This window comes from Pseudomonas sp. microsymbiont 2, assembly GCF_054788395.1.
The window spans coordinates 1,623,324-1,644,691 of the sequence record NZ_CM139112.1 but is presented as its reverse complement, the minus strand read 5'-3'; the positions used below and the strand labels follow the sequence as shown (position 1 = coordinate 1,644,691).

The window sequence follows — 21,368 nt, the reverse complement described above, 5'->3', positions numbered from 1 at the left end:
GGCTTTTCGCAGAATGTGGCGGTGAAGAAGGGATTTGAACCCTTGATACGATTTCTCGTATACACACTTTCCAGGCGTGCTCCTTCGACCACTCGGACACTTCACCGTTTTCTCTTCAAGCCGTTCAGCCTGTCGAGGCGCGCTAATTTAGTGGATGCGTTTTTCTTTGGCAAGCATTTTTTTCAGAATTTTCATGCATTTAAGCCAACCGGCGGAAAAGTCCGGGTAATCAAGGCAATGCTGCCATTGTATCCAGCGCTTTTTCTCGCGCCCGCTACCCTGCCCTGCTGGCGCACGGCATGCAGCCTCGCCGCTGACTGATCAGTCAGCCTTGGCGCTTTACCTGGCCGAAATGGCTGGGTAACGTCGTCGCCACGCCATCCAAAGGACTCTGCCATGAGCGAGCTGATTACCTACCACGCCGAAGACGGCATCGCCACCCTGACCCTGAACAACGGCAAGGTCAACGCCATCTCCCCGGATGTCATCGCCGCGTTCAATGCCGCCCTGGACCGCGCCGTGGAAGACCGCGCCGTGGTGATCATCACCGGCCAGCCGGGCATTCTCTCCGGCGGCTACGATCTCAAGGTGATGACCGCCGGCCCCAAGGAGGCCGTCGGCCTGGTCACCGCCGGCTCCACCCTCGCCCGCCGCCTGCTGTCGCACCCGTTCCCGGTGATCGTCGCCTGCCCCGGCAACGCCGTGGCCAAGGGTGCGTTCCTGCTGCTCTCGGGCGACTACCGCATCGGCGTCGACGGCCCCTACAAGATCTGCCTGAACGAAGTGCAGATCGGCATGACCATGCACCACGCCGGCATCGAGCTGGCCCGTGATCGCCTCAGCCGCGCGGCGTTCCAGCGTTCGGTGAACAATGCCGAGATCTTCGACCCGCAAGGCGCCCGCGAAGCCGGCTTCCTCGACAAGGTGGTACCGGCCGAGCAGCTGCAAGAGGCCGCCCTGGCCGCTGCCCGCGAGCTGAAGAAACTGAACATGCTGGCGCACAAGAACACCAAGCTGAAGGTGCGCAAGGGTCTGCTGGAGACGCTGGACGAGGCGATCCTGCTGGACCAGAACCACCTGGGCTGATCTGCCGGCCCGCTGCAAGGGCCTTTGTTTGGGCGGCAAGCGCGCCCCCTGTGGGAGCGGGTTCACCCGCGAAACAAGCGACGCGCCGCCTGGCACCGGCTACGCCGGTGTTCGCGGCTAAAGCCGCTCCCACAGGTCCCTGCTAAATCAAACAGAACCCTGTTCGATCAGTAAGTCATGTGCAGTCCCATGGCAGCGGACTGCCTGATGTTTGTCGAGCATTTGCCCCAGACAGTGCACACCCGTACACTGCGCCGCGATCGTCCGGTGTGAGTCGTACCATGCTTTATATCCTGCGCATGCTCCTGTTGGCGCTGCACTTCCTGTTCGTGGGCATCGTCGGCCTGGTCATCGGCCTGCTGCGTCCGTTCAACCCCGACAACAGTCGCCTGTTCGCCCGCCTCTACAGCGTGCCCGCGGCCTGGTTCATGCGCATCAAGGTCAAGGCCGAGGTCGGCCCGCTGTGGGACCAGCCGCCCGGTTGCGTGATCGTCGCCAATCACCAGTCCAACTACGACCTGTTCATCCTCGGCCAGGTGGTACCACGACGCACCGTGGCCATCGGCAAGAAGAGCCTGGGCTGGATCCCGCTGTTCGGCCAGCTGTTCTGGCTGGGCGGCAATGTGCTGATCGATCGCCAGAACGCCTACCAGGCGCGCAAGGCAATGCAGGCCACCACCCGCACCCTGCGCGACGACACCTCTATCTGGATCTTCCCCGAAGGCACGCGCAACCCCGGCGAGCAGCTGCTGGCGTTCAAGAAGGGCGCGTTCCACATGGCCGTGGAGGCCGGGGTGCCGATCGTGCCGGTGTGCGTCAGCCGCTACTCCCGGCGCCTGAGCCTGAACAGCTGGCGCCAGCGCACGGTAATCGTGCGCTCGCTGCCGCCCATCGCTACCGCGGGTCTTTCCCAGCACGACTTGCCAGCGCTGATCGAGCAATGCCGCAGCCAGATGCAGCACTGCATTGACCATATGGAAAGCGAAGTGACGGGCCAATAGCCCGCCTCCCGCGCCTTTCTTGATGCCCGACGGTTGCCCTGCCTCGCGACACAGCCCAAGCTGTCTGCCATGTTCAACCGAATAAGCGGACAACCATGGGTCGAGTCGTCGCAGCGGCGGTCTACAGCGCCGGCAGGAAAGTCACCAACATCAACATCGACGAAGGTGCCGAATGGGCCCGCAAGCCCGGGCACTTCGTCTGGATCGGCCTGGAGGAGCCCAACGCCGAGGAGCTGGCCAACCTGCAGCGTCAGTTCGGCCTGCACGAGCTGGCCATCGAGGACGCCCTGGAAAAGCACAGCCGCCCCAAGCTGGAGACCTTCGGCGACGCGCTGTTCATCGTCACCTACTCCCCCGTGAGGCATCAGGGCCGGCTCGAGTTCATCGAGACGCACATCTTCGCCGGCAACGGCTACATCATCACCTGCCGCAACGGCCACTCGAAGTCCTACTCACTGGTGCGCCAGCGCTGCGAGGCCCGGCCACTGCTGCTCGAACATGGCGAAGACTTCGTGCTCTATGCCCTGCTCGACTTCGTCACCGAGAACTACCAACCCGTCAGCGAGGCCATCCACGGCGAGATCGAGGAGCTGGAACAGAGCGTGCTCAGCGGCTCGCTGCAGGAGGCCGACATCCAGCGCCTGCACAGCCTGCGGCGCGACATCCTGCGCCTGCGCCGCTACGTGGCGCCGATGGTGGAGGTCAGCGAGGAGCTGCAGCGCCTGAGCTTCCCGTTCATCGACAAGAACATGCGCCCGTACTTCCGTGACGTGCAGATCCACGTCACCCGGCAGATGGAAGACCTGGCCGGTATTCGCGACATCGCCAGCCAGACCATCGAGATCGGCATGCTGCTGGAGTCGTCACGCCAGAGCATCACCCAGCGCAAGTTCGCCGCCTGGGCGGCGATCCTGGCGTTTCCCACGGCGGTTGCCGGGATCTATGGGATGAACTTCCAGAACATGCCGGAGCTGGGCTGGCACTACGGTTACTTCGCCGTGCTGGGTGTCATCGGACTGGGGTGCTCGGGGTTGTACTACAGCTTCAAACGCTCGGGTTGGCTATAGCAGCGAACGCAGGTTTCGTGGGAGCGGGCTTGCCCGCTCCCACAGTGCTCAGGCAGCGCTGTCGCCGGCCTTGGCCGGCTGCTGCACGAAGCGCAGCATCCACTCGCCCACCAGATCGCCCTGGTGCTCGGTCGCCAGGCTGGCCACGGCCTTCTGGTACACCTCATCGCCCAGATACTGCTGGCGCGCGTCGAGCAGCGCCCGCGAGTAATCGTGGACGAACTCCGGGTGCCCCTGGAAGCACAGCACCTGATCGCGGATGTGATAGGCGGCGTTCGGGCAGAAATCGCTGGAGGCGATCACCGTGGCGCCCTCGGGCAGCTCGGTGACCTGGTCCTGGTGGCTGATCAGCAGGGTCAGCTCGCTCACCTCGGGGTCCATCCACGGTGCATGGGCCGCCAGGCGGTAGCGATGGATCCCCACGCCCCAGCCCTTGTCGGCACGCTCGGCCTTGCCGCCGAGGGTCAGTGCCAGCAACTGGTGGCCGAAACACACCCCCAGCAACTTCTCGCCACGCTCGTAAAGCTTGAGCAGGTAGGCCTTGAGCGTCTGGATCCACGGGTCGTCACCGAACGAATCGGCCTTGCTGCCGGTCACCAGGTACGCGTCGAAGCGTTCGCCGTCAGGGGGATAATCGCCGTTCATCACGTTGTACACGTCAAACTCGGCGGCGATCGGCTGGCGCGAAAACAGCTGCTCGAACATCCTGCCGTAGCCCTGATATTGCGCGACCAGTTCCGGTCGCAGGACATCGGTTTCGAGGATGCAGATGCGTAACGACATAGCGGTAGTCCTGAACGACATGTGGGTGGGATTTGCTGTAGAGACTGACGCGAAAGACCCGCACAAGCAAGTAGGATGTCCAGACGAACGGTAGGCCCTGTAACCCTTGGTAACCCTGGCCGCGCACTCGTCTAGCCTGAGCGTGCCAGCGCAGTGGCCAGTGGCCTTTGAACGATCGGAAATCAGCAGCTTCCCGGTTAGAACAAAGGGTTCTGAAACAAGGATGACGCGGCCCCTACTGTTGGTTGTATATCCAGAAACATGAGGAAAACACAGACGGCGCGCCAACGTGCCAACTGCGATCGACCCGACGCGAGACAGGGAAGCCAAGGGCTATTCAGGAATAACAACAAGAAGGCGGTCCGCCATGTTCAGACAATCGAAAGTACGCCAAGCGGGGCTCATCCTCTTCGCCACGACACTGCTGCTCATCCTGCCGAACCTCACGCGACTGTTCGGCTGACGCGGGCTGTGGCTATTTCCGGCAACGCACAGGTAATCTGCCAGCCTTGATGGCTGGAGGTTGCCCATGCGCCTGTGCATCACCCTACTCTGCCTGCTGTTTGCCTTGCCACTGGCGGCGGCGCAACTGACCCTCGAACTGGGCGGTGCCAGCCGCCACTGGAGCAGCGAGCAGTTGCTCCAGCACCCGCAGACCCGCGACATCACCGTGGCCCATGACGTCGCCTACAAGCGGGTCATGCACTACCGCGCGCTGCCTCTGGCCGTACTGCTGGAAGGCGTGAACTCCGGCGATCATCTGCAAGCCGTGGCCCTGGATGGCTTCGCCGCCGAGATGCCGGCAGGCCCCTTGTTGCAGCAGGGCCCGGCACAGGCCTGGCTGGCCATCGAGGACCCGACCCGCCCCTGGCCGGCACTGGGCCAGGACAAACCAAGCGCCGGACCGTTCTACCTGGTGTGGCAACGCCCCGAGGCCGGCGCGATCCGCCCGGAGCAATGGCCGTTCCAGATCGCCACGATCCGCCGTCTGGCGCCGGTGGCAACGCGCTTCCCCGCGCTGCTGCCCGACCCGAGCCTCGCCGAGCGCGACCCGGTGCGCCAAGGCTTTGCCCTGTTCCAGCAGAACTGCCTGGCCTGTCATCGCCTCAATGGCGCGGGCGATGCGCAGTTCGGCCCGGACTTGAACCTGCCGCACAACCCGACCGAGTACTTCCAGCCGGCATTCCTGCGCCAGTACATTCGCGATCCGCAAAGTCTGCGGCACTGGCCCCAGGCGAAAATGCCTGGTTTCCCTCCCCAGGTGCTGAACGAACGGGAACTCGACGCGCTGCTGGCCTACCTGAAGCACATGGCTGGGCGTAAACGGCAATGATGCGCTAGGCGATCGGCCGCTCCTGCTTGACGCCCCAGCCCTCGACCTCGCCACCATAGGGTGAAACGACCCGTTCGAACGCTTGCTCGAAGGCCCCGATACCACCGTGGGTGGCATACATGACCTTGCTCAGCTCCAGGTGCCAGGCGCCATCGTCACGCTCGCTCACCTGGGCACTGAGGGATTCGCCGCGAAACTGCCGCGCCGCCCGGCGGGCACCGACTTCATCTGGAAAGACGGCATAGAACTCGATGGGATGGATACGGGTGAAGTCGAAACCACCAGCTTTCATCTGGCGCAGGACACTGCTGCTGATATCGTCGTTCTGGCTGCTCATGAAACGTCCTCCTGCATAGCAATGGATAGACTTTCCGTGCACAACGCACCTGTCGGGCTCGAAGGGCCCGGCAGTACGAGCGGATTGCAAGACGCGAATGAAATGGACGCCGGCCCGCAGAGTAGACCGGCATCTGTTTGCAGCGTAGTGCCTGTACAGGCACTACGCCAGCGAGCGGCAGCCTAGGGCACCTGGCGAATGGTGGTGATGATCACGCCACTCTGTTCCTTGAGCCAGCGTGCCGTGGGGGAATAGCTGCGGTCCTGGAAGTCGTTGAGGTCCAGTTCGTCCATGAGCGGGAACAAACGGGAACGAATGGCGCGCGCTGCGTCTTCTTCGCTGGGGCGCTGCTCGGCATCGATCAGCAGTGTCTGCGGTTCGCCCTTCTGGTCGGCAAAGCTGATTTCCCACGCTTTCATCGATCAGTCCTCGCTGGCACAACGGTGAGTGAAAACTGCGTACTAGCTTGACCGCCGCACCGGGCCAAACGTTCAGCCGGGCACATGAAACCGCATGAAAAAAGCCCGCCGGTCGACGGCGGGCTTTCAGCGTTGCCAGGCGGACTTACTTCGGCGTGCCGTGAACCACGCCGGCAGTGTTGTCCAGCAGGCTCTTGGTCGCCGTCTGGATGTACGCCTCGAGCTTTTTCAACATCTCGGGCTGGTCGGGGCTCTCGATCAGCTCGGCCTTGAACTCACGGCCCAGCTGATAGCGATACATCCGTGGGGTCATGTCCTTGGCCTCGATGAGGATGCGATCGCCCTGCACCAGGCCGACGATCTGCTCGCTGCCCGACGGCTTGATCATGCCCACGCCCTGGTCGCCCTCAGGCAGGTTGAGCAGGTCGCGCCCCCAGCACTGGTGACGGGCCTGACCACCGAGGCGGCCCATGATGGTCGGCACGATGTCGACCTGGGTGCCCACGGTATGGTTGACCGCGCCGAACTTGTCCTGGATGCCCGGGGCGATCAGCAGCAGAGGCACGTTGAAGCGGCCCAGGTCCAGCTCGGTGACCTGCTGATGGTTGCCGAAACCGTGGTCGCCGACGATGACGAACAGGGTGTCCTTGAAGTAAGGCTCCTTGCGCGCTTTCTCGAAGAACTGGCCCAACGCCCAGTCGGAGTAGCGCATGGCGGTCAGGTGTTCGTCCAGGCGCCCCTGCCCGGTGACCTTCTCCACCGGCAGGTCCTTGGGCAAGGCATACGGCGTGTGGTTGGAGAGGGTCTGCAGCAACGCGTAGATCGGCTTCTTGCCGTCATGCTTGGCCAGCTCTTCGTTGCCGCGGTTGAACATGTCCTGGTCGGACACGCCCCAGGTCGGGTCGGAGAACACCGGGTCGACGAAGTCGTTGCGGCCGATGAAGGTGGTCATGCCCTGGTTGCCGAAGAACCCGGACTGGTTGTCCCAGGCGAAGTCGCCGTTGTAGACGTAGACATCGTCATAGTCGCGGGCACTGAGCAGCGCTGGCAGGCCGGACAGCTTGTGGCCGCCTTCGGGAGTCTGCATCAGGTACTCGAAGCCCGGCAGGTTGGGGAAGCAGGCCATGGTGGCGAACATGCCCTGGTGGGTATGGGTGCCGTTGGAGAAGAAGCGGTCGAACAGCAGACCCTCCTTGGCCAGCTTGTCGAAGTACGGGGTGATGTTGTTCGGGCTGCCCAGCGCGCCCACCGAGTGGCCGGCGAAGCTTTCCATGAGAATGACCACGACGTTCTTCACCGGCAGGGTGTTGGCCTGCGGCGGCACGAAATCGCGGCGGATCGCGGCCTCGTCGGCATCGACCAGGGTGTCGTTGGCGGTCAGCAGCTGGTCGCGCACGGTCTGGGTGGCCAGCGGCTGCTCGAGCACGGGCTTCCAGATATTGGCGCGGTCTTCGCCAAAGCGGCTCTTGGCGGCGTCGATCAGGGTCAGCGTGCCGTTCAGGCCCAGCTGGTTGACGAAGTTCGAGTCGGTGGTGAAGGCGTCACCCCAGCGCATGGGCGGGCCTTGGCGCAGGGTGCCGCGGGCGGCGACCACGGCCACCAGCAGCACGACCATGAACAGCGCCAGGCGGCCATACCACGGCGCCAGCTTGCCAGCGGCGGTGGACTGGACGCCTTGCTCGCCACGGGTCAAGCGGTCGATGCCCTTGAACAGCAGGCTCAGCAACCAGGTGCCGACCAGCCAGGCCAGCAGGTAGCGCACCACCGGGAAGCCGTACCAGAGCATGCTCATGACGGTCTTGGGGTCTTCCTTGATGTACTGGAACACCAGGCCGTTCAGCCGCTGGTGGAACTCGCGGTAGAAGTCCATCTCCATCAGGCCGAGGAACATCACCACGCTCGAGGCGATGGTCAGCCAGAACCGGAAGAAGCCTCGGCGGGCCATCAGCCAGGGGCTGAGCAGCGCCAGCAGCAGTGGGATGCTGATGTACACCACCACCCGAAGATCGAAACGCAAGCCGTTGAAGAAACCTTCGGCAACGGTCGAGGACGGCGTGTCGCCGATCATGTCGCTGTTGTAGACCAGCAGCGCCAGGCGCACCAGGCTGAGCATCAGCATGATCACCAGGCCACTGAGCAATGTGTAGGCCAGGTGGGATTTCAGGGTCGGCGAGAACGAGCCTCGCACGCCCTGTTGCTTCAAGGCGTCCGTGTTAGCCATGAATGGAGAGGTCCTAGGATTGCGGTTTGCGAAAAGGCGAAATCGCCGACAGCCTGGTGCTCGGCCCCTTGAACGCGAGGTGAGACCAAGGCCGCATTGTGCGGCGCGGATTTTCAAAAATCGAGTGTGAAAATTTTGTCGAGAGCAGGCTGCCCTTACAAAGTTACACAGTTGCGATGGCAGCCCTCAGATCCGCACATTGCCCCGAGGCCCGGCGATTGCCCAGATGATCAGCCCCAGCACCGGCAGCAGGATGATCAGCAGGATCCACAGGACCTTGATGCCGACCTCGGCGCCGCTCTTGAGCACATTGAGAACCGCCCAGATGTCCAGGGCGAGAATGATCAGGCCGACCAGGCCATTGAAGGTGGAACCCATGCCGCCACTCCCATCGATGTGTGCATGCGGCCAAGCATAGCTGCCTATGGCGGCGATAGAAGGGAATCCTTGGTCGGCATGGCAGGTCACTGGCTAGACTGGCTCCATTCACTGCCTCGAGGTCCGCATGCCCCCCGCCCGCACCCACAGCTCCGCCCCCGCCCCTGTCCCCATGCTCGATGCCTGGCGCCAACAGGCGTTGAATACCCCCTGGCTGAGCGCCGGCCTGGCATTGAGCCTGCTGGCCATTGCCGCCCTGCTGCTGGCCAGCGTCTGGAACGCGGTCAACGGCGACCACGCCGACAACCTGCACCTGGCCCTGCTCGGCGGCCTCTCCGGCTTCGGCGCTACCGCGCTGGGCGCTGTGCTGGCGGTGATCCTGCGCGACGTCAACGCCCGCACCCAGGACGTCATGCTCGGCTTTGCCGCCGGCATGATGCTCGCCGCCAGTTCGTTTTCGCTGATCCTGCCCGGCCTGGACGCGGCCCGGGAAATCACCGGCAACGGCCCGGCGGCGGCCTTCACCGTGGTGCTGGGCATGGGCCTGGGCGTACTGCTGATGCTCGGCCTCGACCGCTTCACCCCGCACGAACATGAAAGCACCGGCCCCTGCGGCCCGGAAGCCGAACGCATCAGCCGGGTCTGGCTGTTCGTGCTGGCCATCACCTTGCACAACCTGCCCGAAGGCATGGCCATCGGCGTGAGCTTCGCCAATGGCGACCTGAACATCGGCCTGCCGCTGACCAGCGCCATCGCGATCCAGGATATTCCCGAAGGTCTGGCGGTGGCCCTGGCCCTGCGCGCCACGGGGCTGTCGAATTTCAAGGCGGCGCTGGTGGCGATCGGCTCGGGGCTGATGGAGCCCCTGGGCGCGGTGATCGGCCTGGGGATTTCCAGCGGCTTCGCCCTGGCCTACCCGATCAGCATGGGCCTGGCGGCGGGGGCGATGATCTTCGTGGTGTCTCACGAGGTGATCCCGGAGACCCATCGCAATGGGCACCAGACCGCGGCGACATTGGGGCTGATGGGCGGGTTCGCGGTGATGATGTTTCTCGATACCGCGCTGGGTTGAGGCACACATTCTCAGGCCATCCGCAATTCCTGTAGGAGCGGCCTTGTGTCGCGAAAGGGCTGCGAAGCAGCCCCGGCGATATCAGCTTGATACACGAAACCTGGGGGCGCTTCGCCCCCCTTTCGCGACACAAGGCCGCTCCTACAGGGGATCGGTAAATCCCGATATCCTGCGTGTACTCAGACGTGCACCGCCACCTTCAAGGCCTCCAGCGCCGGTTCCACCTTGATGCCAACGACCGCACCCAGCTCCAGCACGCGCGCCAGGTCGTTCTGCCCCACCATCACCATCTGCAGCTCGTCATCGAGCAACTGGCTGAAATTCAGCAGCACGTAGCCACCGGCCTCCTTGTTCAACGCGCCCATCTGCACCTGGATGCGGTTGAGCGCGGTCAGCGCCTCGGTGCGCGCCAGCTGCTTGGGCTTGAGGGTGAACGGTACGCTCTTGTCGAACGAGTCGCTGATCTGCTGAAACAGATCCTGGTAACTGTCGGCCTGGAACAGCACGGTATCCGGCAGGCTGCCGACCACCACCCATTCACCCAACGGGAACGGGAAACTGTCGTCATAGTTGATATCGGGGTTGGTGGCGAGGAAGGCGTCGGGATCGGCGTAGGCCTGGGCAGCCTCGCCGGCGATGCGCTCGATATCTTCATCGCGCATGCAGCCGGCGCCGATGAGGCTGATGAGTTCGAGCAACTGGTCTTTCATGGGGGGCCCTGCGGGTTGGCGTAAAAGGCGCCAAGGATAGCCGCAAATGCCCCCGGACGGTTAGCCGGCCAGCGCCTCCAGGCGCGCGGCAGCGTCTACGGCGCCCATGGTGCGAGCGGCCATCAGCGCGGTAGTGCCCGCCGCGTCGCGATGCGCCGGGTCAGCGCCCTGGGCCAGCAGAAAGTCGATGATCTCCAGGCGATTGAACATCGCCGCCAGCATCAACGCGGTACGGCCATCGGCAGCGGCGGCATCCACTGGCACGCCCTGGGCCAGCAGCAGGCGGATCATCGCCAGGTCGCCCTTGAACGCTGCGCCGGCGATGGGCAACTGACCGTTGGCGTTGGCGATCAACGGGTCGGCGCCATGGGCCAGCAGGGTTCTTACCGCCTCGTGATGGCCGTGGTAACTGGCCAGCATCAGCAGGGTATCGCCCTTGTGATTGCGCAGATCGACAGGCAGGCCAGCGTCCAGCAGGCGTGCGAGCATCGGTGCATCGCCGCGCCGGGCGCGCTCGAACACTTCTTCGGCGAAGGCGGCGTGCTCTTCGTCGGTCATGGTGGTGGGTTGTTGATCGGACATCGGGAACCTCCTGGCATTTGCGTGGGGCCAAGTGTTGGTCAGGCAGCGCCGGCGGGTCAAAGGTTCAGATTCTATAGGCTGCAGAGACGCAGCCTATCACCGTGCAAATTGCACTGTGCAAAATGCACGACCTTGCAGAATGCAAGGCCATGGCACACGAAATAAACATTAACTTATTGATTTATAAGTAATTTTTAAAAAATAGAGCGTGGCACGATCACTGCACCTATCCACTCACGTCTGCCCACCCAACAGTCAGGAGTTGATATGGACCTCATCCAGGAAAAATTCGCCTCGGTGTTCTCTGCCTACCAAGTGGCTACCCAGGCACGTCCAGACGGCGGCGTCCTGCTGACCCTGCGCGCCGCCGATGGCGTGGTGACCCGCCGTGTGCTGTCCTATGCGCAGCTGCACAGCGCCGAGCAGCTGTCCTGGGCGATCAGCGCCATTCGCCGCGACCTGGCGGGCGAAGCCAGTGAGTTGCCGACGATCTCGATGCTGCAGAGCCAACAGCGGTTCGCCCTGCCCACCTATCGCTGATCGCGCGAACCGTTCCCTTCAGAACGCATCCAGCCCGGCGAACTGCCGGGCCGTGGCATCGCCGGTAAAGCGTGGCTGCACGCCTTGCTCGCTGGCGAACAGGCGCAAGGCCAGGCAAAACGGGTTTTCGCCCAGGTCGAGCCAACGCCGCGTACCCGCCGGCACCACCAGCACATCGTCCTTTTCGCAGAGCACGGCGTAGACAAAGCCTCCCAGCCGCAAGCTGACCTGGCCGCGCCCGCTGATCAGGGCAAACACCTCTTCCCCCTCATGCACATGCTCGTCGCGCAGATCGACCTGGCTCGAGTCGACGCCGTCCCGGCTGAACACGGCGAAGGTGACGCTACCGTGCGCGGTCATCAACTGGTCCAGCGGCTGGCGGCAGGCCGCGAGCACCTCATCCTGGCCGCTGCCGGGACGCAGGTGCGCGCCGGACTGCCAGCGGGCCAAGCGCACGCCCTGCTCGGCCAGGGTCGCGGCGATATCGTCGTGGTGGGTCAGCACCTTGTTCGGCAGTTCCGGGCTGGACGGGTCGAAAACACTGAGCATGCTCATCAGGGGGCGTTCCTGCTTTCTTTGAGACGGAGGGCAATGATAACGGCTGCCGCAAGCGCTGCGACGCTGGCCATACCAAAGGTGAAGTGCGGGCCCAGCAGTTTCCAGCTGTAGCCCGAGTACAGGGCGCCCAGCGCCCCACCGGTACCTGACAGCGCAGCGTACAACGCCTGGCCCTGGCCCTGCTGGCGGGCGCCGAAGCTAGCCTGCACGAAGGCGATGCTGGCGGCGTGGAAGCAGCCGAAGGTCGCCGCGTGCAGCACCTGGGCCAGCACCAGCACCGCCGGTATGTCCGCCAGGTTGCCCAGCAGCAGCCAGCGCAAGGCTGCGAGCAGGAAGCTCGCCAACAGAACCCGGCGTACCGAAAAGCGCGCGAAGATCCGGCTCATGGCCATGAACACCAGCACTTCGGCCACCACGCCCAGCGCCCACAGCAGGCCGATGGCGCCGCGGCTGTAGCCCAGGTGTTCCAGGTGCAGGGTCAGGAAGGTGTAGTAGGGCCCGTGGCTGAGCTGCATCAACGCCACGCAGCCATAGAACGCCAGCACCCCCGGCGCCATCACCTGCTTGAGGAAGCCTTCGGCACCGCGCCGCTCGGCATGCTCCACCGGTTGCGCGTTGGGCACCCACAGGCTGGCGGCAACGATGCCAGCCATGATGATCACCAGCGCCACCGGGTAAATGTCCAGGCTCAGCCATTCGAACAGGCGCCCCAGCCCGACCACGGCGAGGATGAAGCCGATCGAACCCCACAGGCGGACCTGGCTGTAGCGCGCCGTCTGGCCGTGCAGGTGGGCCAGGGTGATCACCTCGAACTGCGGCAGCACCGCGTGCCAGAAGAACGCGTGCAGCGCCATCACCAGCGCCAGCCAGGCGTAGCTCTTGCCAAGGAAGATCAGCGAGAAGGTAACCAGGGTCGACAGCGCACCCAGGCGCACGATCAGCAGGCGCTGGCCGCTGCGATCACCCAGCCAGCCCCACAGGTTCGGCGCGAGGCAGCGCATCAGCATGGGGATGGCCACCAGCTCGCCGATGCGCGCCGGGGAGAAGCCCAGGTGATCGAAGTACAGGGCCAGGAACGGCGCGGTGGCACCGAGCAGGGCGAAGTAGCAGAGGTAGAAGCTGGACAGACGCCAGTATGGAATGGGGGGCATGGGGTGGCCTTGTGGGGACCTGCTCCGGCCTCTTCGCGGGTAAACCCGCTCCCACAAGGAGCATCGCTATACCTGTGGGAGCGGGTTTACCCGCGAAGAGGCCGGGACTGAAGAATCAGAGCTGGCCCAGCACCGGGGTACCGACCTTGACCTCGGCATTCTGCGCCCGATGGCGCAGCAGGTGATCCATCAGCACGATGGCCATCATCGCCTCGGCGATCGGCGTGGCGCGGATGCCGACGCACGGGTCGTGACGACCCTTGGTGATCACCTCGACCGGATTGCCGTCGACGTCGATCGAACGGCCCGGGGTGGTGATGCTGGACGTCGGCTTGAGCGCCAGGTGGGCGACGATCGGCTGGCCGGAGGAGATGCCGCCGAGAATGCCGCCGGCGTTGTTGCTCAGGAAGCCCTCGGGCGTCATCTCGTCACGGTGCTCGGTGCCGCGCTGGGCAACGCTGGCGAAGCCGGCGCCGATCTCCACGCCCTTGACCGCGTTGATGCTCATCAAGGCGTGGGCGAGTTCGGCGTCGAGACGGTCGAAGATCGGCTCGCCCAGGCCTGGCATCACGCCTTCGGCGACCACGGTGATCTTCGCCCCCACCGAATCCTGGTCGCGGCGCAGCTGGTCCATGTAGGCCTCGAGCTCCGGCACCTTGTCCGGGTCAGGGCAGAAGAAGGCGTTGTGCTCCACCGATTCCCAGGTCTTGAACGGAATCTCGATCGGTCCGAGCTGGCTCATGTAGCCGCGCACGCGGATGCCCTGGGTGGCCAGGTACTTCTTGGCGATGGCACCGGCCGCCACGCGCATGGCGGTCTCGCGCGCCGAGCTGCGGCCACCGCCACGGTAGTCGCGGATGCCGTACTTGTGGTGGTAGGTGTAGTCGGCGTGGGCCGGGCGGAACAGGTCCTTGATCGCCGAGTAGTCCTTGGACTTCTGGTCGGTGTTGCGGATCAGCAGGCCGATCGAGCAGCCGGTGGTGCGCCCTTCGAAGACCCCGGAGAGGATCTCCACCTCGTCCGGCTCCTGGCGCTGGGTGGTGTGCCGGCTGGTGCCGGGCTTGCGCCGGTCGAGGTCGTGCTGCAGGTCGGCCAGGGTGATTTCCAGGCCGGGCGGGCAGCCGTCGACAATGGCGACCAACGCCGGGCCATGGCTCTCGCCTGCGGTGGTGACAGTGAACAGCTTGCCGTAGGTATTGCCGGACATGGACGCTCCGCGAATCAGCCTGAATGGGTAGGAGGTGGCCAGTATACGGAAAAGACAAGGGGATGGGTTGCCCATGCCGGCCTCTGTGGAGCGGGTTTACCCGCGAACGGGCCAGCACGGGAAAGCAGCCATGCGAACCTTCGTCCTGCCACGATGTCTCAATGACACCTTTCCATGTAGTTCCCTCCATGAAGTCGCGTCTCGCCGCCCTCCTCCTGCTGCTGTTCGCCGGCCTCGCCCAGGCCGCCGCGCCCACCGTGCTGCAGCGCCCCATCGACCTGGACACCGGCCAGGGCGTGCTGCACGGCAGCCTGCTGTTGCCCCAGCAGGCCACCCCGCCGCCGGTGGTGCTGATCATCGCCGGCTCCGGCCCGACCGACCGCGACGGCAACAACCCCGCCTCCGGGCGTATCGACAACCTCAAGCGCCTGGCCCTGCTGCTGGCCAACGAGCACATCGCCAGCGTGCGCTTCGACAAGCGAGGCGTGGCGGCCAGCCAGCCGGCCACGCCCGACGAGCGCAATCTCAGCGTCGAGCGCTACGTCGCCGATGTGGTCGCCTGGGGCCGCGCGCTCAGGCAGGATCCGCGCTTCGGCCCACTGATCCTGGTCGGTCACAGCGAAGGCGCGCTGATTGCCAGCCTCGCCGCCGAGCAGGCCGGCGCCAGCGCGGTGATCACCCTGGCCGGCAGCGGCCGTCCGGTGGCGGATGTGCTGCGCGAGCAACTGGCCCAGCGCCTGCCGCCGCCGCAGCTGGCCGGCGGCGTGGCGCTGATCGACCGCCTGCAGGCCGGGCAGACCAGCCTCGATGTGCCCGCGCCGCTGCGCCAGGTATTCCGCCCCAGCGTGCAGCCCTACCTGATCACCTTGCTGCGCCAGGACCCAGCTGCCGCCTTCGCTCACCTCAAGGTTCCCGCGCTGATCGTGCAGGGACGCAACGATGTGCAGGTGGAGGTGGCCGACGCCGAGCGCCTGAAGGCCGCCAAGCCCGACGCGCAACTGGCGCTGATCGACGGCATGAACCATATGCTGCGCATCAGCCCACGGGACATGAGCCAGCAGCGTGACAGTTACCGCAACCCTGAACTGCCCCTGGCCCGCGAGCTGGGCGAGCGGATCGTCACCTTCATCCATGGACTGCCGTCGGCCTGACGGCAGCACTCAGGTCTTTTCGCCAGCTGCCGATAACGCGGCAAGAAGGCCGTGATCGACGGGAGTCGCTCACGCTGCCGCCGTGGACCTGAGGATGAGCCTGATGACCGATGCCCCCGCCGCCGAGGCGACCGAAGAAGAAGACGTTCCGCAAAGCGCGCCACTACCCTGGGCGGAGCTTGCCGTCGAACACTTCCAACTGCTGCGCCTGGCGCCCCTTCCCACCGATCGCAACAGCGGCGCCCGGCCGCTGCGCTTCGTCCAGTTCGGCTACGCCGAGCGTCACGACAAGGCCCACAGCCTGCTGTGCATGGAAATCCGCCTGCCCGGGCAGAAGGTGCGCAAGGAACAGAACCAGCTGGACATCCGCGTCGATCACGAACAACGCCTGGTGCGCATCGGCGACCCCGCCGGCCTGCAGGTCGAGCCGCTGAACCGCGGCATCGGCCGCTTCCTGCTGGCCCAGGCCGTGCAATGGCTGCAGCAGCGCTGCTCGCACTATCGGGTCGAGGGCATGAGCCTGCCGAACAAGGACGCCCTGAACGAAGACACCCGTCTGCGCCGCGACCATGTGCTGGCCAGCGCCGGCCTGGCGGTGGAATACACCGACGGCCAGTTGCTCAAGGGGCGCCTGGTGGAAACGGCGGTGGGCCAGCTCAAGGGCGGCTGGAATACCGAGAAGCTCCAGCGCGTGGACATCATCGAGGCCGCTGGCATGCTGCAGCAGGCCGAGCAGAACCTGATGGAGAAGGAAGCCCAGCTGCGCGAGCGTGACGAGCGGGTGGCCAAGTACCGCCGCGAGGACGGTGGGCTGCGTTTCACCATCACCTGCCTGGTCGCGTTCGCGGTGTTCCAGGCCGGGCTGCTGATCTGGATCGCCACCCGCTGACATCACCATCGCGGGACAAGCCCGCTCCCACGGAGGTTGCCTTCCCCCCGTGGGAGCGGGCTTGCCCCGCGACAGGGCGTACCGTCAGACCCGCGCCTTGAACAGTTCCTGATGCTGCCGGCACTGCTCGGCCGTGAGCATGAACACGCCGTGCCCGCCGCGCTCGAACTCCAGCCAGGTGAAATCCACCTCGGGATAGAGCGACTCCACATGCACCTGGCTGTTGCCCACCTCGACGATCATCAACCCCTTTTCGCTCAGGTGGTCGGCCGCTTCGGCGAGCATGCGCCGCACCAGGTCCAAGCCATCGTTGCCGCAGGCCAGGCCCAGCTCGGGCTCATGGTGGTACTCCGCCGGCATGTCGCCGAAGTCCTCGGCATCGACATACGGCGGGTTGGACAGGATCAGGTCGAAACGCTGCCCTGGCAGCCCACCGAAACCATCGCCCTGCACCGTGTACACCCGTGCGTCCAGGCCATGGCGCTCGATGTTCTGGTTGGCCACCTCCAGCGCATCGAAGGACAGGTCGGCCAGCACCACCTCGGCCTCCTGGAATACGTCGGCGGCGACGATACCGATGCAGCCGGAGCCGGTGCACAGGTCGAGGATGCGCGCAGGCTCCGCCGCCAGCCACGGCTCGAAGCGCTTTTCGATCAACTCGCCGATCGGCGAGCGCGGCACCAGCACACGCTCGTCGACGATGAACGACATGCCGCAGAACCAGGCCTCGCCCAGCAGGTACGCGGTGGGCACTCGCTCCTCGATGCGGCGCTTGAGCAGATGCTGCAGGCGTACCCGCTCGTCGTCCTCGAGCGCGCAATCCAGGTAGCTGTCGGCCACCTCCCAGGGCAGGTGCACCGCGCCCAGCACCAGCAGGCGGGCCTCGTCCCAGGCATTGTCGGCGCCATGGCCGAAGAACAGCTCGTGCTCATGGAAGCGGCTGACCGCCCAGCGGATATGGTCGCGCAGGGTGCGCAGGCGGGATGTGATCACGGGGTACTCCTTTTCAGACAGGACAAAAGTCTAACAGCCCGCACCGCACAAATGTGCCCGACGATGGCCGAATGGATAGCCACAGGCCAGTAACCACGCCACTTGCACTGTCAACCATTCACATTGGCGTCTCGGCAGGGGAGAATAGGCGCACAAAAGCCCTATCCAAGGAGCCCTTGATGTCCGTTCCAACCACGATGTTCCGCCTCACTGGCCGCGACTACCCGCCGGCCAAGCTGGGCCAAGCCAGCCTGATCGTCATCGACGCGCAGAAGGAGTACCTGAGCGGTCCGCTGGCGTTGTCGGGCATGGACGAGGCCGTGGCGAACATTGCCAGGTTGCTCGACGCCGCCCGCAAGGCCGGCCGTCCGATCATCCACGTCCGCCACCTCGGCACCGTTGGCGGGCGCTTCGACCCCCAGGGCCCGGCAGGCGAGTTCATCCCAGGCCTGGAGCCGCGCGACGGTGAGATCGTCATCGAAAAGCGCATGCCCAATGCCTTCAAGAACACCAAGCTGCACGAGACCCTGCAGGCGCTCGGCCACCTCGACCTGATCGTCTGCGGCTTCATGAGTCATTCCAGCGTCAGCACCACGGTACGCCGCGCCAAGGACTATGGTTATCGCTGCACCCTGGTGCAGGACGCGTCGGCAACCCGTGACCTGGCCCTGAAGGACACCGTGATTCCCGCCGCGCAGATCCACCAGTGCGAAATGGCCGTGATGGCCGACAACTTCGCCTGCGTCGCCCCCACCGCCAGCCTGGTCTGAGCCGCGACCGCCCGGCGGACGGGCGGAACCCCAGGGTGACCGGCAGGTCGAAATCCGGATCAGCTCCACCAGATCCCGAGGAATTCGAATGAAGCTCAAAGGCAGTTTCGATGCCAAGCGCCTGCGTCAACGCGAGCCAAGCAACTGGGGCGCGCGCATTGCCGCAGCGCTCTCCGTGCTGCTCGCCACCCTGGGCATATTGCTCGCCATGGCCGGTTTCGCCGGCCTGCTGGGCAATTACGCCGCGCTGGCCGAGCTCAATGCCAACCGCCCGCTGTCGGCGATTCTCGTCGTGGTCGGGTTGTTGCTGCTATGGATCGGTGTGCGCGTCTGGCGACGCAGCCGCATCCGACTGCGCCGTGGCCGCGAGTTGAACCTGTCGCCGCACCTGATGAAGAAGCACGACTGACAGATTTACACCTCCCCCTGTAGGAGCGGCCTTGCGTCGCGAAAGGGCTGCGCAGCAGCCCCCCGGTCTCAGCGTCGACGCAACAATCGCCGGGGCCGCTTTGCGGCCCTTTCCGACCGGTCCGACGCCTCGGCAAGGCCGCTCCTACACAAACCGCGCGCAGCTCAGGGCTTCACTCCGACGCGCAGTCGCGTAAACTACGCCGCCCACGTGGAGGCAGCATGCAAGACGACGATTTTTCCCTGTTCAGCGCCGAGGTGCGCGGCGTCAAGCCGATCAAGCACGACCGCGCCGAAGTCGGCAAACCCAAGGCCGACCGCAAGCAGTTGGCCGGCCTGCGCCAGGCGGCGACCGTGCGCAGCGACCAGACACTGGTGATCGACGGTCTTTCCGACCAGTTCGTCATCGACGTCGGTGCCGAGGATGAACTGATGTGGCGCCGCGACGGCGTCCAGGAAACCCAGATCCGCAAGCTCAAGCTCGGCCAGATCGCCTTCGAGGGCAGCCTCGACCTGCACGGCATGAGCGTCGAGAAGGCGCGCGAAACGCTGTGGGACTTCATCGCCGAGGCCACCCGCCTGGAAGTGCGCTGCGTGCGCGTCACCCACGGCAAGGCCGCGCGCCTGGACGGCAAGCGCCCGATGATCAAGAGCCACGTCAACACCTGGCTGCGCCAGCACCCGCAAGTGCTCGGCTTCGCCTCCTGCCAGGCCCGCCACGGCGGCACCGGGGCGGTATACGTGATGCTCAAGCGAACCATGCTCGAAGGTCGCGACGAGTGACATCGCGCTTGCAGCGCCGCCGCCGCCGCCGTACCCTTCGCCTTTGCGAAACTTTCCACAGGTAGATCCATGTCCCTGGAACAGAACTACACCGCGATCCTCAGCCAGATCGGCGAGGACGTCTCCCGCGAGGGCCTGCTCGACACGCCGAAGCGGGCCGCGAAGGCCATGAAGTACCTTTGCCGCGGTTACGAACAGACGCTGGAAGAAGTGACCAACGGCGCACTGTTCACCTCCGACAACAGCGAAATGGTGCTGGTCCGGGACATCGAGCTGTATTCGATGTGCGAGCACCACATGCTGCCGTTCATCGGCAAGGCCCATGTGGCCTACCTGCCCAAGGGCAAGGTGCTGGGCCTGTCGAAGGTCGCGCGGATCGTCGACATGTACGCCCGCCGCCTGCAGATCCAGGAAAACCTCAGCCGCCAGATCGCCGACGCCGTGCAGCAGGTGACCGGCGCCGCAGGCGTGGCGGTGGTCATCGAGGCCAAGCACATGTGCATGATGATGCGTGGTGTCGAGAAACAGAACTCGACCATGCTCACTTCGGTGATGCTCGGTGAGTTCCGCGAGAACGCCGCCACCCGTAGCGAGTTCCTCAGCCTGATCAAGTGATCGGCCTGTACCCCGAGCCGACCCCATGGGGTCGGCTTTTTCATTTCAGGAGTTGCCCATGATCGTCAAAGCCTTGCGAGTCGGCCTCGGCCAGCTCATCGTGTTCGGCGACTGGATCAGCCGTCCGGCCAAGAAAAAGCGCGATGCCTCGGCCCAGGCGCGCGTCGAGCAAGAGGCCAAAGGCCTGGCGCTGTATCAGTTCCATGCCTGCCCGTTCTGCGTGAAAACCCGTCGCGCCCTGCACCGCCTGAACGTGCCGGTGGCGCTGCGCGATGCGAAGAACGATCCGCAGCACCGCCAGGCGCTGCTCGAGGGCGGCGGCCGGGTGAAGGTGCCGTGCCTGCGGATCGAGGAGGACGGCAAGGTGACCTGGATGTATGAGTCCAAGGACATCATTGCCTACCTGGACAAACGCTTCGCGACGGTCTGACAGCACGTACACAACCCCTGTAGGAGCGGCCTTGTGTCGCGAAAGGGCCGCAAAGCGGCCCCGGCGATTTATGCTTCGACGCTGAGATCCTGGGGCTGCTTTGCAGCCCTTTCGCGACGCAAGGCCGCTCCTACACAAGGTGTGATGAGACCGGTCAATCCACCATCGGCACATGCCGAGGATGGCTGGCCACCCGCGCCAGCCAGGCCCGGACCGCCGGGTAATCGGTCAGGTCGAAACCGCCCTGCTGCGCCACGTGGGTATAGGCGTACAACGCCACATCGGCAATCGAGTACTGCTCGCCGACCAGGTAGGGCGTCATTTCCAGCTGCTTGTTCATCACCTTGAGCGCCTTGTAGCCGCCCTTGTGCAACCCCCTGTACTCCTCCAGGCGCTCGTCCGGCAGCCCCAGGTAGAACTGGATGAACCGCGCCACGGCGATGTACGGCTCGTGGCTGTACTGCTCGAAGAACTGCCACTGCAGCACCTGGGTGCGCAGGCGTGGCTCGCTGGGCAGGAACTCGCTGCCATCGGCCAGGAAGTTGAGAATCGCGTTGGACTCCCACAGGCAGGTGCCGTCCTCGAGCTTGAGCACCGGCACCTTGCCGTTGGGGTTCATCGCCAGGAACTCGGGGGTCTCGGTCTCGCCCTTGAGAATATCCACCGGGTGCCACTCGTACGGACGGTCGAGCAGGCTCAGCATCAGCTTGACCTTGTAGCAGTTGCCCGACTGGTAGTCCCCATACACCTTGTACATCGCCCCTCCCCCTTCACGCCGTTGTCGATCCGTGGCCAATAGTTGGGGACTGTACGGCTAAATGCAATGCCCGCTGTATGGCAAGGATCGCGCCGTGGCACGCTAGCCTGAAAAAACTGCTTACACC

Annotated in this window: 25 protein-coding genes and 1 tRNA gene; 13 read left to right on the top strand and 13 right to left on the bottom strand. The window is 64.9% G+C overall.

Going from position 1 to position 21,368, the window contains the following annotated elements:
* Positions 1 to 16 precede the first annotated feature (16 nt).
* A tRNA-Ser gene (locus ACYUME_RS07490) sits at positions 17 to 106 on the bottom strand.
* 290 nt (positions 107 to 396) lie between these two features.
* On the opposite strand from ACYUME_RS07490, the gene ACYUME_RS07485 reads away from it, so the two are divergent.
* From ACYUME_RS07485 to ACYUME_RS07475, 3 genes are all read left to right on the top strand, one after another.
* Entirely contained in the window at positions 397 to 1,086 is a 690-nt protein-coding gene (locus ACYUME_RS07485) for a crotonase/enoyl-CoA hydratase family protein (RefSeq protein ID WP_279886190.1), read from the top strand.
* 281 nt (positions 1,087 to 1,367) lie between these two features.
* Complete coding sequence (locus ACYUME_RS07480) at positions 1,368 to 2,087, top strand: lysophospholipid acyltransferase family protein (RefSeq protein WP_279886193.1); 720 nt, start codon at positions 1,368 to 1,370, stop codon at positions 2,085 to 2,087.
* 95 nt (positions 2,088 to 2,182) lie between these two features.
* Positions 2,183 to 3,154, top strand: a complete 972-nt coding sequence (locus tag ACYUME_RS07475; protein ID WP_279886196.1) for a magnesium and cobalt transport protein CorA — start codon at positions 2,183 to 2,185, stop codon at positions 3,152 to 3,154.
* Positions 3,155 to 3,202: 48 nt separating this feature from the next.
* On the opposite strand, the gene ACYUME_RS07470 is transcribed toward ACYUME_RS07475, so the two are convergent.
* Positions 3,203 to 3,937: an amidotransferase gene (locus tag ACYUME_RS07470; protein ID WP_460418462.1), complete on the bottom strand. Its 735-nt coding sequence runs from the start codon at positions 3,935 to 3,937 to the stop codon at positions 3,203 to 3,205.
* 529 nt (positions 3,938 to 4,466) lie between these two features.
* On the opposite strand from ACYUME_RS07470, the gene ACYUME_RS07465 reads away from it, so the two are divergent.
* Positions 4,467 to 5,270, top strand: a complete 804-nt coding sequence (locus ACYUME_RS07465) for a c-type cytochrome (RefSeq protein ID WP_460418461.1) — start codon at positions 4,467 to 4,469, stop codon at positions 5,268 to 5,270.
* A 4-nt stretch (positions 5,271 to 5,274) separates the two neighbouring features.
* Here the strand turns inward: ACYUME_RS07465 and ACYUME_RS07460 are convergent, their stop codons facing one another.
* The 4 genes from ACYUME_RS07460 to ACYUME_RS07445 form a co-directional block, all read right to left on the bottom strand.
* On the bottom strand, positions 5,275 to 5,607 hold the full coding sequence (locus ACYUME_RS07460; protein WP_279886205.1) for a ribonuclease E inhibitor RraB: 333 nt from the start codon (positions 5,605 to 5,607) through the stop codon (positions 5,275 to 5,277).
* 182 nt (positions 5,608 to 5,789) lie between these two features.
* A complete protein-coding gene (locus ACYUME_RS07455; protein ID WP_279886207.1) occupies positions 5,790 to 6,026 on the bottom strand; it encodes a hypothetical protein in 237 nt (78 codons plus the stop codon).
* Between the two features lie 145 nt (positions 6,027 to 6,171).
* A complete protein-coding gene (locus tag ACYUME_RS07450; protein ID WP_460418460.1) occupies positions 6,172 to 8,247 on the bottom strand; it encodes an LTA synthase family protein in 2,076 nt (691 codons plus the stop codon).
* A gap of 186 nt (positions 8,248 to 8,433) precedes the next feature.
* Complete coding sequence (locus ACYUME_RS07445; RefSeq protein ID WP_279886213.1) at positions 8,434 to 8,625, bottom strand: PLDc N-terminal domain-containing protein; 192 nt, start codon at positions 8,623 to 8,625, stop codon at positions 8,434 to 8,436.
* A 127-nt stretch (positions 8,626 to 8,752) separates the two neighbouring features.
* On the opposite strand from ACYUME_RS07445, the gene ACYUME_RS07440 reads away from it, so the two are divergent.
* The gene (locus ACYUME_RS07440; RefSeq protein WP_460418459.1) at positions 8,753 to 9,697 is read left to right on the top strand and encodes a ZIP family metal transporter; all 945 of its coding nucleotides are present in this window, start codon (positions 8,753 to 8,755) and stop codon (positions 9,695 to 9,697) included.
* Positions 9,698 to 9,876: 179 nt separating this feature from the next.
* On the opposite strand, the gene ACYUME_RS07435 is transcribed toward ACYUME_RS07440, so the two are convergent.
* A complete protein-coding gene (locus ACYUME_RS07435; RefSeq protein ID WP_460418458.1) occupies positions 9,877 to 10,407 on the bottom strand; it encodes a hypothetical protein in 531 nt (176 codons plus the stop codon).
* A gap of 60 nt (positions 10,408 to 10,467) precedes the next feature.
* Entirely contained in the window at positions 10,468 to 10,989 is a 522-nt protein-coding gene (locus ACYUME_RS07430; protein WP_279886173.1) for an ankyrin repeat domain-containing protein, read from the bottom strand.
* A gap of 267 nt (positions 10,990 to 11,256) precedes the next feature.
* Here ACYUME_RS07430 and ACYUME_RS07425 point away from each other — a divergent pair, with 267 nt between their 5' ends.
* Entirely contained in the window at positions 11,257 to 11,529 is a 273-nt protein-coding gene (locus tag ACYUME_RS07425) for a DUF3509 domain-containing protein (protein WP_279886171.1), read from the top strand.
* Positions 11,530 to 11,547: 18 nt separating this feature from the next.
* Here the strand turns inward: ACYUME_RS07425 and ACYUME_RS07420 are convergent, their stop codons facing one another.
* From ACYUME_RS07420 to aroC, 3 genes are all read right to left on the bottom strand, one after another.
* Complete coding sequence (locus ACYUME_RS07420) at positions 11,548 to 12,084, bottom strand: oxidase (protein ID WP_460418457.1); 537 nt, start codon at positions 12,082 to 12,084, stop codon at positions 11,548 to 11,550.
* Positions 12,084 to 13,238, bottom strand: coding sequence for an MFS transporter (locus ACYUME_RS07415; RefSeq protein ID WP_460418456.1), 1,155 nt, complete (start codon positions 13,236 to 13,238; stop codon positions 12,084 to 12,086). Before ACYUME_RS07415 ends, ACYUME_RS07420 begins: the two co-directional genes overlap by 1 nt.
* Positions 13,239 to 13,353: 115 nt before the next feature.
* Positions 13,354 to 14,445: a chorismate synthase gene (aroC, locus tag ACYUME_RS07410; RefSeq protein ID WP_460418455.1), complete on the bottom strand. Its 1,092-nt coding sequence runs from the start codon at positions 14,443 to 14,445 to the stop codon at positions 13,354 to 13,356.
* Between the two features lie 188 nt (positions 14,446 to 14,633).
* Between aroC and ACYUME_RS07405 the strand changes: the two genes are divergently transcribed.
* On the top strand, positions 14,634 to 15,596 hold the full coding sequence (locus ACYUME_RS07405) for an alpha/beta hydrolase (RefSeq protein WP_460418454.1): 963 nt from the start codon (positions 14,634 to 14,636) through the stop codon (positions 15,594 to 15,596).
* Positions 15,597 to 15,699: 103 nt separating this feature from the next.
* On the top strand, positions 15,700 to 16,485 hold the full coding sequence (locus ACYUME_RS07400; RefSeq protein ID WP_460418453.1) for a hypothetical protein: 786 nt from the start codon (positions 15,700 to 15,702) through the stop codon (positions 16,483 to 16,485).
* Between the two features lie 84 nt (positions 16,486 to 16,569).
* On the opposite strand, the gene prmB is transcribed toward ACYUME_RS07400, so the two are convergent.
* Positions 16,570 to 17,478 (bottom strand): 50S ribosomal protein L3 N(5)-glutamine methyltransferase, encoded by a 909-nt coding sequence (gene prmB, locus ACYUME_RS07395; protein ID WP_279886161.1) that lies wholly within the window; start codon positions 17,476 to 17,478, stop codon positions 16,570 to 16,572.
* A gap of 179 nt (positions 17,479 to 17,657) precedes the next feature.
* Between prmB and ACYUME_RS07390 the strand changes: the two genes are divergently transcribed.
* From ACYUME_RS07390 to ACYUME_RS07370, 5 genes are all read left to right on the top strand, one after another.
* The gene (locus ACYUME_RS07390; RefSeq protein WP_279886160.1) at positions 17,658 to 18,248 is read left to right on the top strand and encodes a cysteine hydrolase family protein; all 591 of its coding nucleotides are present in this window, start codon (positions 17,658 to 17,660) and stop codon (positions 18,246 to 18,248) included.
* An 88-nt stretch (positions 18,249 to 18,336) separates the two neighbouring features.
* Positions 18,337 to 18,657, top strand: coding sequence for a hypothetical protein (locus ACYUME_RS07385; RefSeq protein WP_279886158.1), 321 nt, complete (start codon positions 18,337 to 18,339; stop codon positions 18,655 to 18,657).
* Between the two features lie 221 nt (positions 18,658 to 18,878).
* Entirely contained in the window at positions 18,879 to 19,439 is a 561-nt protein-coding gene (locus ACYUME_RS07380) for a Smr/MutS family protein (protein ID WP_279886155.1), read from the top strand.
* Between the two features lie 69 nt (positions 19,440 to 19,508).
* A complete protein-coding gene (folE, locus tag ACYUME_RS07375; RefSeq protein ID WP_279886152.1) occupies positions 19,509 to 20,054 on the top strand; it encodes a GTP cyclohydrolase I FolE in 546 nt (181 codons plus the stop codon).
* 58 nt (positions 20,055 to 20,112) lie between these two features.
* Positions 20,113 to 20,484, top strand: a complete 372-nt coding sequence (locus ACYUME_RS07370; RefSeq protein WP_460418452.1) for a glutaredoxin family protein — start codon at positions 20,113 to 20,115, stop codon at positions 20,482 to 20,484.
* A 154-nt stretch (positions 20,485 to 20,638) separates the two neighbouring features.
* Here the strand turns inward: ACYUME_RS07370 and ACYUME_RS07365 are convergent, their stop codons facing one another.
* Complete coding sequence (locus ACYUME_RS07365; RefSeq protein WP_460418451.1) at positions 20,639 to 21,241, bottom strand: glutathione S-transferase family protein; 603 nt, start codon at positions 21,239 to 21,241, stop codon at positions 20,639 to 20,641.
* Between the last annotated feature and the right edge of the window lie 127 nt (positions 21,242 to 21,368).

Excerpts from the sequence above, each read along its gene's own strand:
- aroC (WP_460418455.1), bottom strand. The coding sequence starts at position 14,445 with ATGTCCGGCAATACCTACGGCAAGCTGTTCACTGTCACCACCGCAGGC.
- ACYUME_RS07465 (WP_460418461.1), top strand. The coding sequence starts at position 4,467 with ATGCGCCTGTGCATCACCCTACTCTGCCTGCTGTTTGCCTTGCCACTG.
- ACYUME_RS07400 (WP_460418453.1), top strand. The coding sequence starts at position 15,700 with ATGACCGATGCCCCCGCCGCCGAGGCGACCGAAGAAGAAGACGTTCCG.
- ACYUME_RS07480 (WP_279886193.1), top strand. The coding sequence starts at position 1,368 with ATGCTTTATATCCTGCGCATGCTCCTGTTGGCGCTGCACTTCCTGTTC.
- ACYUME_RS07470 (WP_460418462.1), bottom strand. The coding sequence starts at position 3,937 with ATGTCGTTACGCATCTGCATCCTCGAAACCGATGTCCTGCGACCGGAA.
- ACYUME_RS07380 (WP_279886155.1), top strand. The coding sequence starts at position 18,879 with ATGCAAGACGACGATTTTTCCCTGTTCAGCGCCGAGGTGCGCGGCGTC.
- ACYUME_RS07370 (WP_460418452.1), top strand. The coding sequence starts at position 20,113 with ATGATCGTCAAAGCCTTGCGAGTCGGCCTCGGCCAGCTCATCGTGTTC.
- ACYUME_RS07485 (WP_279886190.1), top strand. The coding sequence starts at position 397 with ATGAGCGAGCTGATTACCTACCACGCCGAAGACGGCATCGCCACCCTG.
- ACYUME_RS07445 (WP_279886213.1), bottom strand. The coding sequence starts at position 8,625 with ATGGGTTCCACCTTCAATGGCCTGGTCGGCCTGATCATTCTCGCCCTG.
- ACYUME_RS07425 (WP_279886171.1), top strand. The coding sequence starts at position 11,257 with ATGGACCTCATCCAGGAAAAATTCGCCTCGGTGTTCTCTGCCTACCAA.
- ACYUME_RS07405 (WP_460418454.1), top strand. The coding sequence starts at position 14,634 with ATGAAGTCGCGTCTCGCCGCCCTCCTCCTGCTGCTGTTCGCCGGCCTC.
- ACYUME_RS07390 (WP_279886160.1), top strand. The coding sequence starts at position 17,658 with ATGTCCGTTCCAACCACGATGTTCCGCCTCACTGGCCGCGACTACCCG.
- ACYUME_RS07430 (WP_279886173.1), bottom strand. The coding sequence starts at position 10,989 with ATGTCCGATCAACAACCCACCACCATGACCGACGAAGAGCACGCCGCC.
- ACYUME_RS07385 (WP_279886158.1), top strand. The coding sequence starts at position 18,337 with ATGAAGCTCAAAGGCAGTTTCGATGCCAAGCGCCTGCGTCAACGCGAG.
- ACYUME_RS07450 (WP_460418460.1), bottom strand. The coding sequence starts at position 8,247 with ATGGCTAACACGGACGCCTTGAAGCAACAGGGCGTGCGAGGCTCGTTC.
- ACYUME_RS07440 (WP_460418459.1), top strand. The coding sequence starts at position 8,753 with ATGCCCCCCGCCCGCACCCACAGCTCCGCCCCCGCCCCTGTCCCCATG.
- ACYUME_RS07365 (WP_460418451.1), bottom strand. The coding sequence starts at position 21,241 with ATGTACAAGGTGTATGGGGACTACCAGTCGGGCAACTGCTACAAGGTC.
- ACYUME_RS07435 (WP_460418458.1), bottom strand. The coding sequence starts at position 10,407 with ATGAAAGACCAGTTGCTCGAACTCATCAGCCTCATCGGCGCCGGCTGC.
- ACYUME_RS07415 (WP_460418456.1), bottom strand. The coding sequence starts at position 13,238 with ATGCCCCCCATTCCATACTGGCGTCTGTCCAGCTTCTACCTCTGCTAC.
- ACYUME_RS07420 (WP_460418457.1), bottom strand. The coding sequence starts at position 12,084 with ATGAGCATGCTCAGTGTTTTCGACCCGTCCAGCCCGGAACTGCCGAAC.
- ACYUME_RS07475 (WP_279886196.1), top strand. The coding sequence starts at position 2,183 with ATGGGTCGAGTCGTCGCAGCGGCGGTCTACAGCGCCGGCAGGAAAGTC.
- ACYUME_RS07455 (WP_279886207.1), bottom strand. The coding sequence starts at position 6,026 with ATGAAAGCGTGGGAAATCAGCTTTGCCGACCAGAAGGGCGAACCGCAG.
- ACYUME_RS07460 (WP_279886205.1), bottom strand. The coding sequence starts at position 5,607 with ATGAGCAGCCAGAACGACGATATCAGCAGCAGTGTCCTGCGCCAGATG.
- folE (WP_279886152.1), top strand. The coding sequence starts at position 19,509 with ATGTCCCTGGAACAGAACTACACCGCGATCCTCAGCCAGATCGGCGAG.